Origin of the sequence: Streptococcus caledonicus, assembly GCF_042656225.1 — a bacterium.
Classification (GTDB): Bacteria; Bacillota; Bacilli; order Lactobacillales; family Streptococcaceae; genus Streptococcus; species Streptococcus caledonicus.
Genome location: NZ_JBHSOJ010000015.1, coordinates 226,206 through 245,275, shown reverse-complemented (window position 1 = coordinate 245,275; position 19,070 = coordinate 226,206). Strand labels below are relative to the sequence as shown.

Genomic DNA, 19,070 nt, shown 5'->3' with positions numbered 1-19,070 from the left:
TGTCTAATGTCAGACTTAAAACGGTCTATCTCAGACCGTTTTTATCCGCTCCCTCACGATAATCAGGCTTGGGAGTCGCTATTGGGGTCACCGGTAGCAGGTGCCCACGGAGGACTTTCACCTCATATGTACAACATGCCTGTCGTATGTGAAAATGCGATATCAGACGATACCGCATTTTTTCTAATGTTTATTTATCAACTATTCACGTTCTTCCTTACGTTTGAGATAACCTGCTAAGCTAAGTGCAGCTAGTCCGTTCATGCTAAAGAGAAGAGTATGAAGTGATTCATCACCAGTTTTAGGAAGCTCTTTAGCTTCTGATGATTTTCCTTGTTTTACTCCTGGTTTGCTATCCGAGTTAGTCCCCAATGCTTTATTTCCAGATTCTGATGTTACTTCTGGTTGTTGTTCTGAAATTTGACCATTGCTGTTTGGTTGTTGTTCAGTTTCTTTTTCTTCTACATAGTTTTCAACAAAAACTTTTGTGTCTTTAATACTAGCTTGAATTTTTTGCCCTGCTTTTTCCAAATCACTCAAATACTCAACGAACACTTCTGTATCTGGATCAATCGCACCGACCAATTTAGCTCCTTTGAACACAGAGAAACCGTCACCGCCTCCATAAAGGAAGTCATTGATAAGGACTTTATAAGTTGCTTTTGGATCAATTGCTGTGCCATCTGCTTTGAAAACTTTAGCAACTTTGTAAGTTTGGCCTGGTGTTGTGTCATCTGCTTTTGTATAGATATATTTCAAACCAGACATTTGAAGGAAGTATTTTTCTTCTTCATCATATTGTTGATTCAAAGCAGTGTAAATTTGTTCCCCTGTCAATTCAATCACTTGAAGAATGTTACCAAATGGTTGAACAGCTTGTGCTGCTCCCCAAGTTACGGTACCATCAGGTTGTACTTTCAAATCAGCACGAATACCGCCATTATTAGTCATTGCAAATTCAACATCAGGAATTGATTTTCTAGCAATCGTTAGTTGAGCTGTTGTCACAAGGTTCCCAACTGGACTTTCTTTAAAGTCATTAACTTCGCGAGAAATATCAGTTGCCTCTGCTGCCGTACCAATTTTCTGTTCAGTCACCTGCTTAACAATTTCATTTGCTTCATCAACAATAGCTGTAATGGTTGCACTTGGCTCTTTTTTATCTGGTGCCACAGCAATAATCTTAGCTGTTGGCGTTGCTTTAAAGTCTGAAATATCAGTATCATAGACAGCACGAACGTCAGAATAAGCTTTTCCTTGTGAGGTTGCTTGAACAATCAATGTTTTACCGAGAGTCCCATTTGTGTAGACATGGTTATGCCCAGCAAAGACAATATCAACTGAATTTTCAGGATAAAGTTCATTGACTTTCGCCATCATATCGGCAGAATCACCTTGGGCTACACCATCTTTACTTGTTGAAGGAACATGGGCTAAAACAACAATCGCATGCACACCTTTTTCATTCAACTCACGAGAGTATTTAGCAATAGCTTCTGCTTCATTAATAAATGTGTATTGTTCATAATTTTTCTTCAAGACAAGGTTTGGAATTTCAGTCGTCACAACACCGATAAAACCAATTTGAGCAACTTTGTCATTAACTGGAATTTCCTTAATCGCATATGGTTTCCAATTATACGGAATGTCTCCTGTTTCTTTGTCTATAACATTAGCAATAACAATTTCTTGCTTACTAGCTTCGCGTGCATAATTATCTACAATTTCATTAAACTGCCCTGGTTTTGGTGCCTCACCGGCCATAATACGATGGTATTCTGCTAACCCTTCATCAAACTCATGATTTCCGAGTGTTCCATATTCAAAATTCATTTCGTTAAAGACTTTAACGGTTGGCTCATCTTGAAGAAGCCCAGAGTTTGATGGACTTGCTCCCACCATATCTCCTGCTTGTACACGAATTGTTTCTTTAGCATCGACATCTGTTGCTTCAGCTTCAAATTCAGCTTGTGAGTCATCCATATAAGCAGCTAGCTGCGCAGCAGTACCTGCATTGCGAACAGTCTCACTTTCAAGACGAGCTGTTCCTGTGGCATCAAGGGCACCGTGGAAATCATTAACTCCCATGATTTGAACAGCAACATCTTCAGCTAAAGCAGTTTGTGACGCAGCAACACTAAGCCCTGCTACAACTGCTAAAATACTACTTTTTAAAGCGATTCTTCTTTTTTTTACCATGTAGATATAGTCTCCTTTAAAAATTCTGTTTGTTTCCGACACTCTTATCATAACGTTTTTAACAATGAATTTCAATATATTTTCTTTATTTTACTAAAAACTTTTCGTATAAATGTTCGATTTTAGATGTTCCAAAATCTTATTTTCTGAAAATTTTCATCTTCAAATTCGCTTTTATACATTTATAATAAATTTGTTCAAATTTGATAACTAGATTTGAAAATAGTGGATATAAGTAAATCTGTGGAATGCTATTGTTCCAAATGTTATGGTATCTGAACAAGTCTAATATTTCAATCGTTTTATATTTTAGTATATTGATCATTATTATTTTTATCAACTTTACCCTTATTATGTTAGAGTAAATGAGAAACAGACCTTGTTGATATTTTTTGTGGAATTCGTTGTTTTGGGAAATATTTAGCCGATTGTATCAAAAAAGTGGCTGGACAAAAACTGAAATTTTAACTTTCCTATTGAAAATTGGACAATATAAAACGGGTTAGAGCCAACATTCTTTTGACGACATTAATCTAATCCATTTACGATTTTGCCTAGCCTCAATCCAATAATTGTAAATAGTAAAAGCTCATTGCACGGGCTGTAATATCGGTCTTCTGCGTCAGCCACCAATTTAAGCAGGTCGTAAAGGTTCCTGCAATTTGCTGATGAATAAGACCTTCTGGTAAAATTGCTACACCATTTTCAAAATAAAGAGGTTGAACAATTGGTACTAGATATTTGTAAAGTTGAGTGGTGAGGCTCCGAGAAAAATAGGCATCTTCTAGCTTAAAAAGTGTTGTAATCTTAGCTTCGTTTTCTTTAAAATGCTGAAACAGATGTGTCAAAAGATCAAGAAGCGAATCATCCCTCCCATTTTGAATATTCCTCATGTGTTCACTATAAGAAGAGGACTCAAAAACATGCCGAAACAGCTGCTCTGTCACTGCTACTAGCAGGTCATCCTTACTTGTAAAATGACTGTAAAAGGTGCTGCGCCCAATTCGCGCTTTTTCAATAAGTTTAGCCACACTAATCTGGTGAAAATTGTACTCATTTAACAAGTCAAAAAATGCGTCAAAAATTGCTTCCTGTGTTTTCTGTGTGCGAAGATCCATTTTTCATACAATTTGCCTAAACTGTTCGGTTTCAGACAATTCCTTTCTTTTGTTTCTAGCCTTATACCCAGCCATATGTCATACTAATATTGTAAAAAAGATGATACATTTTGACAAAGGAGTACCTAGACTAATGACAAATTTACAGACCATAACTTTCAAACAGCCTTCAATCATTCTTCAAGACCATGCCAAGTCCATCATTTACGGCGGCTTAGACGGTATCATTACCACTTTTGCAGTTGTCGCTGGTGCTACAGGTGGACATTTAGGAACAACTACCATTGTTGTCCTTGGTTTTTCAAATCTTCTGGCCGATGGCTTTTCCATGGCAGCTGGCGACTACCTCAGTTCTACAACTGAAGATCATGATGAACCGAGCCATGCACTCAAAAATGCCCTAGCCACCTTTTTAGCATTTAACATTTTTGGACTGGTACCTCTCTTTGCCTACTTAATTCTTGAACGGCTTACCCGAATGCCAAGCCATTGGACCTTAATCTTAGCAGGTATCATTGTTTCACTAGCTTTAGCAGCTTTAGGCTGGGTCAAGGCACTCATTACTAGACAATCCCTAAAAGTCGAAATCATTCGAACGCTCATTGTGGGTTTGCTAGCTGCTGGTGTAGCTTACGGCATTGGACAGGTATTGGGAGATTTGATTTAATACCACCAACAAACCGCCACGATTCACCGCTACCTCAGAGGTATTCACAGGGTTTGTTTTTTCGTTATGATTTCATTAAAGTGCGCTAAATAGACTGGATATAAACTTTTTGGCGATAAAATCTGTAACACCGCTAAGGCTTCTGTCATACCTTGCTTATCTCCTTTTTTCAGTTGATACAACAAGTAACTTTCTTCATAACGATAAATTATTTTCTCATAAAACTCATCCTCATAGCATAGTAGCTGTGCTATTTTCCCCGACAAATACGTCGCTTCGTCAAATCGTCCCATGTCTGTTGACCGTCTCATGACGTTTAAGGATAGCTGAATAGCCAAACGGCGATTTCTATCTAAAGATTGGTAAGTCGCTTTTTTAGCCAGCAATTCCTTAGTCAAAAGAAAAACCGTATCATAACCAAGTTGATCAACACAGTTTCCCAGAAGCGTGATTTCGTATTGTCCCCAGTAATCCAAACCAAAAAGATAGTCTGACAAAGCTTCAATCGTATCCTTAGAGGGGCCAAGCGATGGCTCCAAAGATGCCAAGACACAACGATACATAGTTAAAAAATAAGCATCAACTTCCTTTGCTTCCTCAATCTCCTCTCGTAAAGCAATTAGCGCCTCTAACTTATGGTGATGATAGAGCTGGTCCATTTTTCGGAAAAATTGCTGACGCTTTGTCAGCGAGGTCTCCGATGAGAAAGCCATCAATTCGTCATAGTCTAATCCTAAGCGCTGCAAGAGCTGATGAAAGATACTAATCGTTACCTCAGATTCATCACGCTCAAATCGTGACAATTGTGAAGTCGACAATATGCCATCTGATAACGCTTCCAAGGTTACTCCTTTATCCCGTCTTAACTGACGGACGATTTTTCCAAACATTATTTTTCCCTCTTATACAAAAAATGTAACGCTTGCTTAAAAACATGATAGCATGAAACCAACTAGAAATCTATCAAAAGAGGAAATTCATGTCTAATCTTTCTATTTTTTACCTCTATACCATCTTTATGAATGGTCGATTCGGTCGAGGGGTTCTCATGCTTTATAGCCTCAGTTTAGGTGTAACTGCCCTTGAATTTGGCTTTCTGCAATCCCTATATAACCTCACGCGCATGCTAGCTGAGATACCTGCTGGACTGATTGCTGACCGTTTTGACAAGAAAATCATCCTTGCTTTAGGGGCATCTTTAAATGCCATCTCATCATTCGGACTCTGGCTGACTGCTTATAGTCCATCTAACAATAGGCTTATGGTATTGGCATTACTATTTATGCTAGATGCCCTTGCCAGTGTGCTTGCTAGCGGTGCTGACCAAGCGCTGCTCTTTGAAGACGTGACCTCTCGCCAACATGATAAGTCCTATCTTCGTCTCATGAGCAATCTCCAAACAATAGCATTGATTGTCCTTGCCTGTGCAACTGCTTTTGGCGGTAGCCTATTTCAGCAGATTTATGCTCATGTTTTTGCCTTGCAGGCGCTTTGTTACACCCTATCAGGGATAGCAATGTCGAAGTTTAAGTCTCCTATCTCGACAAAACCAAAATCGGCTAAACCTTCTATGACGGTCAGTTCTCAAATCCACCTAACCCTTCACACCCTTAAAAATCACCAGCTCATCTGCTTGCTCATTCTTGCAATGACAGTTATTGAAGTCTATGTCAATGCCCTTGTCACTTTTGGACAAGGTGCCTTGGCAAGCCAAGGACTCTCTGAACGTGTGATTGCCAGTATTATCGGTGGGGTAACTTTTTGTGGCATCTTAGGCGCCTACCTTGCTCGATATTTCGACCAACTATCACCTCGACTCTTTTTTGGCATTGTAACAGCCATTTTTACTACCGCTGTCCTTCTCTTTTCTGGGCACCAAGCCGTCCTAATGGTTTTGGGCTTCATCCTAGCGAATCTCTTGATAGACCTAGCTTTCCCATATATCAGCTCTGCCATTAACCATAACAGTGACAATACTGTCCGCTCAACCATTTTATCAGTTTATAGCAGCCTCGTTGGTGGGCTATCCCTACTGCTTTATCCAGCACTCGGTTTTCTCATGGACACTTTTTCCTACCAAACCGCCTTTCTGATTAGCGGAGGGATATTCAGCCTAGTACTGCTTTACTGTTGCTGCAAGACACCACGGCTCTCTGAACCTCATCGTTCTTAGCCACTTTCATATCGTAAAACAGTAGTGAGACAGCCATCCCACTACTGTTTTATCTATTTCATTACTCAATAATTTGCTCCGTCCGGTCATGCCCCAATACTTCCTTGAGCTTGTTTTCTTGCTCTTCGAAGGAAGCATAAGCGTTACCCTCACGGTCTTTCGTGACGAGTTGCCCATCGTCGGTCAAGTCACCTGACACATCAACACCTTGATACAGCAACTCTTGGTACCCTTTATCTGTCAATTCATAGACAATGGTTGCCACTTCACCCTCAGTTGCTTTATCCACAACCAATCGGTTATTATCATAGAACTGGAAAAAAAGATCGGCATCCGCAACCCTAACGTCTTTAAGCAAATCAACCAGTTTCCCATCTTGGTCTCTAAAGGCACCGAGATAGAGGGTTAAGGTCTCAGTACTAGCCTGAACCTTGGTACCAAGCAGGAGTTCATCTGTTCCATCCTTATCTAAATCAATTGTCTTATGGGAAACATCTGCCTCACCACCAGAGAAGCGGTTGATTAGGTCGACAATTTGTTTATCCACAAGTGGATAATCTTTCTCGTTAAAAGCATCAGCCTTAGCAGCCTTTTCATACTGACTCACTAGGTCATCATAAGATGCATGTTTCGGTTCTAGATTAGTTTTACTGCTACAAGCGGTTAACAGAAGCAACGCTCCTAAAAGATAGAGGGATTTTTTCATGACAACTCTCCTTGAAAGCCTTTTCTTCTATAGTAACAAAAAGAAAGGGAAGCTGCAAATGATATCCTGAAAAAGAAGGCACAGGTCTTCTTCCTGACAAAAAGGATTAGTATCGCTAGCTAATCCTTCAATCATTTTTTGAAATATTGACTGTTCTTACAACCCTTGTTCTCTCAATGCGTCTGCAAGTTTGGCAAAGTCTGCGATGGTCAAGGCTTCGCCTCGGACACTTGGTGTCAGCTCTGCCATTTCCAAAGCCTGCTCGAGTTTTAGTTTGACATCTTCAGACTTGCCAAAGCGGTTAGTCAAGTTGTTCCACAGGGTTTTCCGACGGTGCACAAAGCTGGCTTTGGACACATCAAAAAGGAAATCCTCGTCTTGAACCTCCACTAAAGGCTGGTCACGGCGCACCATTTTGAGGATGGCGCTATCCACATTAGGTGCTGGCACAAAGACCGTGCGAGGCACGATAAAGGCCACTTTCGCCGTCATGTAATACTGCACCGCAATGGACAAGCTGCCGTATGCCTTGGTGTTTGGCTCCGCTGAAATGCGGTCCGCCACCTCTTTTTGCATCATGACCACAAACTCTTGGAAAGGAATCTTGCTCTCAATCAAGTGCATCAAAATCGGCGTCGTGATATAGTAAGGAAGATTTGCGACCACCTTGATTGGCAGGTCAGGATTCTTGAAATTCTGAATCTGCGTCTGCAAATCTGCCTTCAAAATATCCTGATTAACCACTTGCACATTATCAAAATCACGCAAGGTATCTGCCAAAATCGGAATGAGACGGTCATCAATCTCAAAAGCCATGACCTCAGCAGCATTCTCTGCCAAAAACTCCGTCAAAGCTCCAATACCAGGCCCAATCTCAATAACATTGACGTTTTTGTCAATCTCAGCCGTATCAACAATCTTCTGTAAAATATTCGTGTCCGTCAAAAAGTTTTGACCAAACGACTTTTTAAATGTAAACCCGTGACGCTCAAGGACAGCCTTGGTCACGCTATAATCTGCAATTCTCATAACATCTCTTCTCTAAATTCTTTTTAATTTATCAAATCATCAGGATTAAGGGAAAAAGTAACTTTGCCTTCTTTATTCAAAAATTGAATAACTGTTTGGTCTTCCTTATCAACAACCATTTTAATACGAGTCTGACCTTTACTATCTCTAATATGCAAACCAACATTTCCATCAAAATCTCTACCCAAGAAGGCACGACTGACATTTTCATTTTACAGTTAACTAAAGTTAACATATTCCTTGTAGTTTCTTTCGCTTCTCTACCAAGATAATACCATTCTTACTTATTGTAGCACAAATACAGGTACCAATTTCACCCATTCCATTTAATTTTAGACATTTTCACGAATATTAAAGTGTAGGGAAGTTCTGCAAGCTCAAATAGTTAGGGGAGTGACTATTTGAGGTAGGAAATAGAGAAAGCACGGCTTTCCATCTTCTGAAATCTATTTTAGGAGGTGGTACCTATGACACTTGCTCCTTGGAAAGGTGACCATCATGTCAGTTTATGAGGCGTTATCGCTGATGATAAACTCTGGCATTCTTTTACTTGGTTTATTGACTTATATTAGTAAGAAAAAATAAAACAGTAAAACCGCTCTTCACAACTTTGACACCGAAGTAGCGGTTTTTACTGTTCTTCATCCGTCCCGTCTTTAAAACGGTCCTACAGAGGGGAGTTGAGTTGGCGCTCAGCTCCTTTTCTATTTTCAGTATATGATAATTAACCGTCTTTGTCAAATCCTATCAGTTTCGCAGTAGCCTTACATCTCACTCAAATGAGTCACCACACTTAACTTTCTCATGGTCGCTACAATGCCCAGCTTCTTCTCTAAAAAGTTCGTATTTAGTTTTTTCTTCTCAATCTCTATCTTAATGCATTCCACTCTGCATTTACAGATACTCAACAATATCTGAATTCAAACATTCTGTACACTTAAAATTAGTATGTAATTGAAAAAAATCATGCCTACTATTTATTGGTAAATTTCTGTATATACCGCTCCTTGTGGAAGCAATAGTTATATCATTCTTTTTTAAAAGTGCAGACCAGTGTCCACTATTAAAATTCCCTGCACGACCAAGATGATGAGGTAAAACAAAGACCTTTTGTTTTTGGTACAAAGAAACAAGTTGTTCCAAAGTATGGTAACTATGATCTCCGGTTAAAAAACCAACCTTTACTGCTCCATTAATAACCAAAACTAGTCCACTGTTGTTTCTACTTTTAGCAAGACTGTCCGAACAATAGATATCTAAACATCCCAATATTCCTATTCTATGCAAAGATACATTTCTACTTTGTTTAGCCGGTCGAGCAATCTTTTTCAATGGAATACCGTTTTTCTGTAATTTTGAAAATAATTTTTTTAAAGTATTTGTTTGTGGAATATTATCTGGGAAATATAAAACCAGAATATTCGATAGTGGAAAATTTTTATTTAGCAGTCCTTTATAATGGTCCAAATCAAAATGACTTATAAAGCCAATAAATTTACTTGATGACTGAATAATATTTGAAGAATTGATTATTCTAGAAACTGAACTTTTTGAAGATAGCGGGCTACCTACACCAAAATCATATACTGCAATTACTCTATCTCCATAACGAATTTCATTCCAATTTCCAACTCCTACATTTTTAACTACAATATTTAGTTTACAAACTTCCAAAGAAAACAATGATTCTTCTTTTTGAATTAATTCTTCATTATCAAAACCAACACTATCTATAAGCATATCTGGAATCCGAATTAAAAAACTAGAGACATCAATCTCATCTTCTCCAAGATAGTTAAATTCTCCAAAGAAAGCATCATCGTCCTCAATCAAAATAAATTCGAAGTTAGTTGTAAAAAAATTAATTGGTAAACTGTACCAGCTTCCTGACTCAAATCCTTTTCTTTTTTTTAACATTATATTTTTTACAAAAATCATAGATGATTCCACTTTAGAATCAATACCTAAAATTCGTTTTAATTGATTGACACTTGAATCATCTTGAAAATCAAAAATGAATGAGTCTCTTTGCTCTCCATGAAGTCTAAAAACTTTTTCACAATAGACATTGACTTTTGAAAAACTAAATATTTCATCATTTTTTCTTTTTATATTGCCACATTCAGAATACCTTGATTCATCAACTTCTATTTTCATTTATACTCCCCCATCACTTCCTCAACTTCTGCCAAGGTGATGCCAAACAATTCCAACCGTTTGAGGAGTTGTTTGCCATTGCTATAGCCGATTCTTAGTTTTTCACCAAGGTACTCACGGCGTTTGCGGCTATCCCCTCCCATAAGGAGACCAAGGCGCATGAGGTCAGATTTGGTGATGTCGAATTGATTATCGTCATCAAAATGCTGGGTGACGGTTGCTAGGGCTTTTTGCAAATCGGCAAAGCTCGCATGCTCCACACCGAGTGAGCGTCCCTTAGTCTTGGACTTCGGAGCTGCCTCATCACGATTCAGAAAGGCATGGCGAACAGTTGGAATGGCATCCATGATGATACGGCGAATGCGCTCACCGTTATAGTCTGGGTCAGTAAAGACAATCACGCCACGGAGCTCATGGAGGCGTTCAATCCGCTCCAGATCCTCATCTGTAATAGCAGATCCTCGTGTTTCATAGGTATCCACCTCATAAAATCGGCGGAGATTGGCAGTGTCGTCCTTGCCTTCGACGACGATGACTTCTTGTATTTTTAGTTTTTCCATAATTTTTTATTTTTTTACAGTTTCCTTAAGTGATGGGGACGTCAGCGACCGCCATTGGCGTTCCATGACTTATTTTTGAGCCTATCGTCTCAAAAATCCCCTGTAACAGCATAATATGCTGTTACTTTCATCACAGCGGAAACTATCGGATTGAGCGACATACGTCGCTTTCATTAATCCTCTAATCTAAATAGCTTCTTAGCATTTGCTGTTGTTGCTGCTGCGACTTCTTCTACGGTCATATCACGTAATTCAGCGATTTTCTCGACAACGTAGCGGGTGTAGGCGGTTTTGTTTTCCTTGCCCCGTTTTGGGACTGGCGCTAGATATGGTGCATCCGTCTCTACGAGAATTTTGTCTAGGGGCAATTGCTGCGCTGCTTCCTGGATATCAGTAGCTTTTTTAAAGGTTACTACTCCTGAAAATGAAATCATCATGCCAAGCGCCATAAAACGCTCTGCCATTTCCAAAGAGCCAGAGAAAGAATGCATGATGCCACCACGCGGCCCTACACCAACCTCCGCTAAGACAGCATAGGTGTCTTCTAGAGCATCACGCGTGTGAATCACGATGGGCAAATCCAGCTGTTTAGCGAGCTCAATCTGGCGTTTGAAAACCGCAATCTGAACCTCTTTTGGATCCTCCATCCAGTAATAATCAAGCCCAATCTCACCAAGGGCAATCACTTTAGGGTGTTTGAGCTTTTCAAGGAGGTAGCCCTCCACTTCGTTATCGTAAGAACCTGCCTCTGTCGGGTGCCAACCAAGTGTCAGGTAAATCTCTTGATGGGCCTCTGCCAGTTCAATGGCACGGTCAATGGTCTTACGGTCAAAACCAACCACGTTGTGAACCGTCACGCCCATTTCTTTAGCTAGAGCCAATTCCTCTGCTACGGTCTCTGTAAAATTATCCACGTTCAAGTGGGTATGCGTATCGAAAATGTTCATATCCTTATTATAGCAAAATTAGGGGCAACAAACTAGTTATATCCCACACCAAATCCCAAGGCAACTCGCCCAAGTTATGCTATAATATTCCTATGGAAAACAAGAATCATTTATTACTTATTGACGGGTCTTCTGTAGCCTTCAGAGCCTTTTTTGCCCTCTATAATCAGATTGACCGTTTCAAAAATGCCAGCGGTCTTCACACCAACGCTATCTACGGCTTCCACCTCATGCTAGATCATCTGCTTGAGCGTGTGCAGCCAACCCACATCCTTGTGGCCTTCGATGCTGGTAAAACCACCTTCCGTACGGAAATGTTCGCCGACTACAAGTCTGGTCGTGCCAAAACGCCTGAGGAGTTCCGTGAGCAGTTCCCTTATATCCGTGAGATGTTGGCAGCACGTGGCATTTCATTTTATGACCTGGCGCAGTACGAAGCTGACGATATCATTGGTACTTTGGCAAAAATGGCAGAGCAGGACAGTCAGCCCTTTGACATTACTGTCGTTTCAGGAGACAAAGATTTAATCCAACTGGCTGATGAAAATACCGTCGTTGAAATTTCTAAAAAAGGGGTGACTGAATTTGAAGCCTTCACCCCAGCATACCTCATGGAAAAAATGGGAATCACTCCTGCCCAATTCATTGACCTCAAAGCTCTCATGGGAGATAATTCTGATAATATCCCTGGGGTCACTAAAATCGGTGAAAAAACAGGTCTTAAACTCCTTCATGAATACGGTAGCCTAGAAGGCATTTACGACAATATCAATGGTATGAAAGCTTCTAAGATGAAAGAAAATCTCATCAACGATAAAGAGCAGGCCTTCCTGTCTAAAACCCTCGCTACCATCAATACCCAATCTCCGATTACTGTCAGCTTAGAAGACACGCGCTTCCAAGGCCCAAACATTGAAACCTTGGCTAATTTCTACGACGAGATGGGCTTTATTCAGTTCAAAAATAGTCTCTCTGGCCAAGAGGTACCAACCTTCGAGGTTTCCTACACCGAACCGACAGCAATCACTGAAGACCTATTTACCGACGAAGACTTCTTCTACTTTGAAATCTTAAATGACAATTACCATATTGAAAACATCATCGGTTTTGCTTGGGGAAATAGCAGAGTAGTCTATGCGTCAACAAATCTAGATTTATTAACCACACCAGTTTTCAAAGATGCCCTTTCTCAATCAATCAATACCTATGATTTCAAACGCAGTAAAGTTCTGCTTAGCCATCTAGGTATCGAGTTACCAACGGCACAATATGACGCTCGCCTAGCAAAGTATCTACTCTCAACTGTTGAAGATAATGAACTCTCAACCATTGCTCGTCTTTACACAGCTCTACCCCTAGAAACAGATGAAGCGGTCTATGGCAAGGGAGCCAAGCGTGCCGTCCCTGAAAAAGGTGCCCTGCTCAGCCATTTAGCCAAAAAAATAAAAGTCTTAGTAGACTCTAAACCAATCATACTGGAAAAATTAGCCGAGCACGATCAATCACAACTCCTCTTTGACATGGAATTGCCACTAGCTAATGTCCTTGCTAAAATGGAAATCACAGGTATCACCGTGCAAAGTGGAACCCTTGCCGAAATGGCAATCGAAAATCAGCTGGTCATCGACCGACTCACCAAAGATATCTACGAGATGGCTGGTGAGGCATTCAATATCAATTCACCAAAGCAGCTAGGTGAAATTCTCTTTGAGAAAATGGGACTGCCTGTAGAAATGACCAAGAAGACAAAAACTGGGTACTCAACAGCTGTGGATGTGCTTGAACGACTCGCACCTATTGCACCGATTGTAGCAAAAATTCTCGATTACCGCCAAATTACCAAACTCCAGTCTACCTACCTCTTGGGATTGCCCAATTACATCTTAGCAGACGGCAAAATTCACACCCGCTACGTTCAGGATTTAACCCAAACAGGACGCCTCTCCTCAACAGACCCTAACCTCCAAAACATTCCTATCCGCCTTGAACAAGGTCGCCTCGTTCGTCGTGCCTTTGTTCCTTCTAGTAACAATGCGGTGCTCCTAAGCTCAGACTACTCACAGATTGAATTGCGTGTTCTCGCCCACATCTCAGGTGATGAACATCTCATTGCAGCCTTCCAAGAAGGAGCTGATATTCACACCTCGACTGCCATGCGTGTCTTTGGCATTGATAAACCAGAAGACGTTACCGCAAATGATCGTAGAAACGCCAAGGCCGTTAACTTTGGCATTGTTTACGGCATTTCAGACTTCGGCTTGTCAAATAATCTAGGCATCACGCGCAAAAAAGCCAAAGAATATATTGACACTTACTTTGAACGCTACCCTGGCATTAAAAATTACATGGAGACCGTTGTCCGTGAAGCTAGAGACAAAGGCTACGTAGAAACGCTATTCAAACGTCGCCGAGAATTACCTGATATCAATTCTCGTAATTTTAATGTCCGTAACTTCGCAGAACGTACCGCCATCAACTCACCAATCCAAGGTAGCGCAGCTGATATTCTCAAAATCGCTATGATTAACCTTGATAAGGCTCTAGTTGAAAATGGCTACAAAGCGCAAATGCTTCTCCAAGTACATGACGAAATCGTTCTTGAAGTCCCTCAAGAAGAGTTAGAAGCTGTGCAACAATTGGTACAAGAAACCATGGAAACCGCTATTAAGATAACAGTTCCCCTATTAGTTGATGGCAGCTACGGACAAACTTGGTATGAAGCAAAATAATGCTTGAAAAATGAGATTTTTTCAAAAAAATAGCTAATCTTAATGTTATCTTAAGAATTATACTCTATAATGTAAACATCCTAAATAATTTTCTTTTTCATATTAATCTCCTAAAGTCGGTGGGCATTTGCCTACCGATTTTATTTTCTCCTTCTCTAGTGAACCTCACGCCTTAACATTTGTTCAAAATATGATATACTGATGTCAAAACCTATCAGAAAAGGAGACACCCATGACCTACCATTTTCAAAATCCAAACGACATCACGATCAAGAAATACCTCAAGGAGAGCAAAACCATTGCCATCGTTGGCCTTTCTAATCGTCAAGAAACCGCCGCATATCGCGTAGCTTCCTACCTCAAAGACGCTGGCTATACCATCATCCCAGTCAACCCTAAACTAGCAGGTTCAACGGTTTTAGGGGAAAGAGCGTACGCATCGCTACAAGACGTACCAGTCCACATCAACATCGTAGACGTTTTCAGGCGCAGTGACTTTCTTCCTGACGTTGCCAAAGATTTTCTTGACACCGACGCCGATATCTTCTGGGCACAATTAGGCTTAGAAAACCAAGAAGCCGAAATCCTCCTACGATCAGCAGGACGCCACAACATCGTTATGAACCGTTGCATCAAAATAGACCACGCAGAGCTAAGTTAATAGGCTTTGAAGATTATTTAATTAGGGCTCTATAATTTCTGTAGTGGGTAAATTCCCCGCAGAGATTATGGAGTCTTTTTGAGTATAGAAAAAGTCCCATATGACCTATAATGAAAAGCGACAAAACAACTCATTAGAAAGACTCATATGGAACAATTCGATTTTATCACAAACCTACTCGGAATAAAAGACCCTAATATTACGATTTTGGATGTCATCGATGCTGGAACCCACAAGGATGTCCTCGCCAAGCTGGAGTACCAAGCTCCCAAATGCCACAACTGCCAAGCTCAGATGGCTAAATATGACTTCCAGAAAGCCTCCAAAATACCTTATTTGGAGTGCGCTGGCTATAAAACCCTGATTCGTCTAAGTAAGCGCCGTTTCCGCTGTCCTAATTGCGGGAAAATGGCTGTCGCTGAAACTTCACTGATCAAGAAAAACCACCAAATTCCCGTCATTCTCAATCAGAAAGTCTCCATGACAACCATTGCAGAGAATCTAGCGGTGTCAACCTCACCCGTCATCCGAAAACTCAAGGAGTTCCAATTCAAGACTGACTTGACTTGGCTGCCTGAGAATATGTCCTGGGACGAATACTCCTTCAAGAAAGGCAAAATGAGCTTCATCACGCAGGATTTTGACTCACTCAAGGTCGTCGCTATTCTGGATGGACGGACACAAGCAACCATCCGCAACCTCTTTCTGCGCTATCCGAGAAGCGTCAGAAACCGTGTTAAAATCATCACCATGGACATGTTCAGCCCATACTACGACATCGCTAAGAAACTATTTCCATCTGCTAAAATCGTCCTTGATCGTTTCCACATCGTTCAGCACATGAGCCGGGCCATGAACCGACTGCGTGTCCAAATCATGAACCAGTTTGACCGAAAATCGCACCAGTATCGGGCGCTAAAACGTTACTGGAAACTGATTCTTCAAGACAGTCTAAAGCTCAGCGATAAACGCTTCTATCGCCCGACTTTTCGCATGCACTTGACTAATCAGGAAATTGTCACAAAGCTGCTCAGCTATTCCCAAGAGCTAAGGCAACATTACGAGCTCTACCAGCTTCTGCTTTTCCATTTCCAGGAAAAACAGGCTGACCAGTTTTTTAGACTGATCGAGGAGACCATTTCAAACGCCAATCCTGTCTTTCAGACGGTATTGAAAACCTTTTTGAAGGATAGGGACAAGGTTATCAATGCCTTGGAATTGCCCTACTCTAACGCCATGCTTGAAGCAACCAACAACATCATCAAGGTCATTAAGCGTAATGCTTTTGGCTTCAGAAATTTTGAAAACTTTAAAACTCGTATTTTCATTGCCATAAACATAAAACGAGAGAAGACAAATCGTGTCCTCTCTCGGTGTTAAATTGGTCAACCCACTACAGTTGACAAAGAGCCAAATATATAAGAGTATCTTTGTTCGTTTATATATTTTATTAGAAAATTAGATTTAATTGGGATAGATTTTCTAAACTAAAACTCTTTTTGTCCTAGCCTTAAGTAGGAAATAGACAGACAAACGAGGGTATTATTACTTGATAACGATATTAACGAGCTTGCTTGGAACCGCAATTACTTTAACAACTTCCTTACCTGCAATTTCAGCTTGGACTTTGTCGTTAGCAAGGGCAACTTTTTCCAGCTCTTCTTTCGAAAGGTCTTTGGCAACCACAAGTTTCGCCTTCACTTTTCCTTTGATTTGGATAACGATTTCCACTTCGTTTTCAACGAGTTTGCTTTCGTCATAGGTCGGCCAAGCCACATGTGAGATGGACTCACCTGTTGCGGTCAAGACTTGCCACAATTCTTCACCCAAGTGCGGCGCAAATGGGGCAATCAACTGCACAAAACCTTTGGCATACTCTGCGTAAAGCTTGTCTTCTTTGTTGGCTGCGTTGACAAAAATCATGAGCTGAGCAATGGCTGTATTGAATTTCATACCTTCAATTTGCTCAGTGACTGCTTTAATCGTCTCATGGTAAACCTTGTCAAGCGCTCCGCTATTTTCCGCCACAATCTCTTTAGTCGTGATCAAACGGTAAACGCGGTCAAGGAACTTACGTGAGCCTTCAAGCCCTTCTTCACTCCAAGCGATCGATGCATCAAGTGGCCCCATGAACATTTCGTACACACGAAGGGTATCTGCACCGAATTGTTCCACAACATCATCTGGGTTAACGACGTTTTTAAGAGATTTAGACATCTTGGCTGGCGCTTGCTCAAGCTCTTCACCAGTTTCCATGTGGAAGAAGCTACCATCACGTTTTTCAACCTTATCAGTCGCCACAAGCGCACCACGGTGATCACGGTAGCTGGTTCCCAGAATCATACCCTGGTTAAAGAGTTTTTGGAATGGCTCTTTGGTTGGCACCACACCGAGGTCATAAAGCACCTTATGCCAGAAGCGTGCGTAAAGCAAGTGAAGTACGGCATGTTCTGCACCACCGACGTAAATATCGACTGGTAGCCATTGTTTCAACAGCTCTTCATCAGCTAATTTTTCATCATTATGCGGGTCAATATAGCGTAGGTAGTACCAACTTGAACCAGCCCATTGTGGCATGGTGTTGGTCTCACGACGTCCTTTCACGCCATCTTCACGAACAACTTCCAACCAGTCTGTCAAGTTAGCCAGTGGGCTCTCACCAGTACCAGAAGGGCGGATGTCTTTTGTTACTGGAAGAACAAGCGGCAATTCATTTTCTGGCACAGCCGTTGACGTCCCATCTTCCCAATGGATAATTGGGATTGGTTCCCCCCAATAACGTTGACGGCTAAAGAGCCAGTCACGAAGACGGTAAGTGACTTTTTCGTTACCCACTTCTTTTTCTTCCAACCAAGCGACCATCTTAGCGATAGCTTCTTCCTTGTTCAAGCCGTCAAGAAAGTCTGAATTGATGTGAGCACCATCTTCTGTATAAGCTGCTTCTTCAACATTACCACCTTCAAGAACTGGAATAATCTCAAGGTCAAATTGCTTCGCAAATTCCCAGTCACGGTCATCATGAGCAGGTACCGCCATGATAGCACCCGTTCCGTAGCTAGCAAGCACATAGTCTGCAATCCAGATTGGCATTTCTTTACCGTTAACAGGGTTAACCGCATAAGCACCCGTCCACACGCCTGTTTTTTCTTTGGCAAGGTCTGTACGAGCAAGGTCTGATTTGAGACTTGCTTGGCGTTTGTATTCCGCAACTGCTTCTGCCTGTCCTGCCGTTGTAATGCTATCTACCAAAGCATGTTCTGGCGCTAAAACAGCGTAAGTCGCACCGAAAAGCGTGTCAGGACGTGTTGTAAATACCGTAAAGTCTTTGTCAGTATCTTTGATGTTAAACGTTACGTTCGCACCTGTTGATTTGCCAATCCAGTTGCGTTGCATGTCTTTAATAGACTCTGGCCAATCGACTTCTTCCAAATCTTCAAGTAAACGCTCTGCATAGGCTGTAATTTTCAGCATCCATTGACGCATCGGTTTGCGGACAACAGGATAGCCACCACGCTCAGAAGTTCCGTCAGGCAGTACTTCTTCATTGGCAATGGCTGTTCCAAGCTCCTCAACCCAATTTACTGGTACTTCTGCTTCATAGGCCAAACCTTTTTCATACAATTTCGTGAAAATCCACTGCGTCCATTTATAATAATTTGGATCCGTCGTATTAATTTCACGATCCCAATCGTATGAGAAGCCTAGCGCATTGATTTGACGTTTAAAATTAGCAATGTTTTCCGCTGTAAATTCAGCTGGGTCATTACCAGTATCCATCGCGTATTGCTCAGCTGGAAGACCAAACGCATCCCAACCCATTGGGTGAAGAACATTGTAGCCCTGCGCACGCTTGAAACGACTCAAAATATCAGTCGCAGTGTAACCTTCTGGATGACCAACGTGAAGCCCTGCACCAGATGGGTAAGGGAACATGTCAAGCGCATAAAACTTAGGCTTTGACGCATCCGTCCCTGTCTTAAAAGTATGATTGTCTGCCCAGTGCTTTTGCCACCTAGGCTCAATGTCTTTGTGGTTATAAAATGTCATCAGACCCACTCCCTAAATATCAATTATAGTATCTTTCATTATACCACGAAAAAGAGAAAGAAAAAAGGCTGAAATCA

General features: G+C 41.2%; 16 protein-coding genes and 1 pseudogene. 6 read left to right on the top strand and 11 right to left on the bottom strand.

Annotated features, from left to right (window positions below; genetic code table 11):
• Positions 1-201: 201 nt before the first annotated feature.
• Together ACFPQ3_RS03040 and ACFPQ3_RS03035 are read right to left on the bottom strand one after the other, a co-directional pair.
• Positions 202-2,199, bottom strand: coding sequence for a surface-anchored 5'-nucleotidase (locus ACFPQ3_RS03040; protein WP_156806534.1), 1,998 nt, complete (start codon positions 2,197-2,199; stop codon positions 202-204).
• A 560-nt stretch (positions 2,200-2,759) separates the two neighbouring features.
• Complete coding sequence (locus ACFPQ3_RS03035) at positions 2,760-3,317, bottom strand: TetR/AcrR family transcriptional regulator (RefSeq protein ID WP_156806533.1); 558 nt, start codon at positions 3,315-3,317, stop codon at positions 2,760-2,762.
• 133 nt (positions 3,318-3,450) lie between these two features.
• On the opposite strand from ACFPQ3_RS03035, the gene ACFPQ3_RS03030 reads away from it, so the two are divergent.
• Entirely contained in the window at positions 3,451-3,984 is a 534-nt protein-coding gene (locus ACFPQ3_RS03030) for a VIT1/CCC1 transporter family protein (RefSeq protein ID WP_156806532.1), read from the top strand.
• A gap of 44 nt (positions 3,985-4,028) precedes the next feature.
• On the opposite strand, the gene ACFPQ3_RS03025 is transcribed toward ACFPQ3_RS03030, so the two are convergent.
• The gene (locus ACFPQ3_RS03025) at positions 4,029-4,874 is read right to left on the bottom strand and encodes a helix-turn-helix domain-containing protein (RefSeq protein ID WP_156806531.1); all 846 of its coding nucleotides are present in this window, start codon (positions 4,872-4,874) and stop codon (positions 4,029-4,031) included.
• A gap of 89 nt (positions 4,875-4,963) precedes the next feature.
• On the opposite strand from ACFPQ3_RS03025, the gene ACFPQ3_RS03020 reads away from it, so the two are divergent.
• Positions 4,964-6,157 (top strand): MFS transporter, encoded by a 1,194-nt coding sequence (locus ACFPQ3_RS03020; protein WP_156806530.1) that lies wholly within the window; start codon positions 4,964-4,966, stop codon positions 6,155-6,157.
• 61 nt (positions 6,158-6,218) lie between these two features.
• On the opposite strand, the gene ACFPQ3_RS03015 is transcribed toward ACFPQ3_RS03020, so the two are convergent.
• The 3 genes from ACFPQ3_RS03015 to ACFPQ3_RS03005 form a co-directional block, all read right to left on the bottom strand.
• Positions 6,219-6,863, bottom strand: coding sequence for a lipoprotein (locus tag ACFPQ3_RS03015; protein ID WP_156806529.1), 645 nt, complete (start codon positions 6,861-6,863; stop codon positions 6,219-6,221).
• Positions 6,864-7,019: 156 nt separating this feature from the next.
• A complete protein-coding gene (gene rsmA, locus ACFPQ3_RS03010) occupies positions 7,020-7,892 on the bottom strand; it encodes a 16S rRNA (adenine(1518)-N(6)/adenine(1519)-N(6))-dimethyltransferase RsmA (protein WP_156806528.1) in 873 nt (290 codons plus the stop codon).
• A gap of 23 nt (positions 7,893-7,915) precedes the next feature.
• A complete protein-coding gene (locus ACFPQ3_RS03005; protein WP_274379081.1) occupies positions 7,916-8,050 on the bottom strand; it encodes a hypothetical protein in 135 nt (44 codons plus the stop codon).
• A 340-nt stretch (positions 8,051-8,390) separates the two neighbouring features.
• On the opposite strand from ACFPQ3_RS03005, the gene ACFPQ3_RS03000 reads away from it, so the two are divergent.
• On the top strand, positions 8,391-8,477 hold the full coding sequence (locus ACFPQ3_RS03000) for a putative holin-like toxin (protein ID WP_220702234.1): 87 nt from the start codon (positions 8,391-8,393) through the stop codon (positions 8,475-8,477).
• A 179-nt stretch (positions 8,478-8,656) separates the two neighbouring features.
• Here the strand turns inward: ACFPQ3_RS03000 and ACFPQ3_RS02995 are convergent.
• The 4 genes and pseudogenes from ACFPQ3_RS02995 to ACFPQ3_RS02980 all read right to left on the bottom strand — a co-directional run.
• Positions 8,657-8,761: pseudogene (locus tag ACFPQ3_RS02995) on the bottom strand (DUF1697 domain-containing protein); the annotation flags it as partial.
• A gap of 25 nt (positions 8,762-8,786) precedes the next feature.
• Positions 8,787-10,049 carry a ComEC/Rec2 family competence protein gene (locus ACFPQ3_RS02990; protein ID WP_156806527.1) on the bottom strand — a complete coding sequence of 421 codons (1,263 nt, stop codon included), beginning with the start codon at positions 10,047-10,049 and terminating at the stop codon, positions 8,787-8,789.
• Positions 10,046-10,612 (bottom strand): ribonuclease M5, encoded by a 567-nt coding sequence (rnmV, locus tag ACFPQ3_RS02985; RefSeq protein WP_156806526.1) that lies wholly within the window; start codon positions 10,610-10,612, stop codon positions 10,046-10,048. The genes ACFPQ3_RS02990 and rnmV overlap by 4 nt, the downstream gene beginning before the upstream one ends.
• A gap of 170 nt (positions 10,613-10,782) precedes the next feature.
• Positions 10,783-11,556, bottom strand: a complete 774-nt coding sequence (locus ACFPQ3_RS02980; RefSeq protein ID WP_156806525.1) for a TatD family hydrolase — start codon at positions 11,554-11,556, stop codon at positions 10,783-10,785.
• Between the two features lie 92 nt (positions 11,557-11,648).
• Between ACFPQ3_RS02980 and polA the strand changes: the two genes are divergently transcribed.
• The 3 genes from polA to ACFPQ3_RS02965 all read left to right on the top strand — a co-directional run bounded on the left by polA (position 11,649) and on the right by ACFPQ3_RS02965 (position 16,326).
• A complete protein-coding gene (gene polA / locus ACFPQ3_RS02975; protein ID WP_156806524.1) occupies positions 11,649-14,285 on the top strand; it encodes a DNA polymerase I in 2,637 nt (878 codons plus the stop codon).
• A 232-nt stretch (positions 14,286-14,517) separates the two neighbouring features.
• Complete coding sequence (locus ACFPQ3_RS02970; protein WP_156806523.1) at positions 14,518-14,946, top strand: CoA-binding protein; 429 nt, start codon at positions 14,518-14,520, stop codon at positions 14,944-14,946.
• A 147-nt stretch (positions 14,947-15,093) separates the two neighbouring features.
• Positions 15,094-16,326, top strand: a complete 1,233-nt coding sequence (locus ACFPQ3_RS02965) for an ISL3 family transposase (RefSeq protein ID WP_156806522.1) — start codon at positions 15,094-15,096, stop codon at positions 16,324-16,326.
• Positions 16,327-16,491: 165 nt separating this feature from the next.
• On the opposite strand, the gene leuS is transcribed toward ACFPQ3_RS02965, so the two are convergent.
• Entirely contained in the window at positions 16,492-18,993 is a 2,502-nt protein-coding gene (gene leuS / locus ACFPQ3_RS02960) for a leucine--tRNA ligase (RefSeq protein WP_156806521.1), read from the bottom strand.
• Positions 18,994-19,070 lie beyond the last annotated feature (77 nt).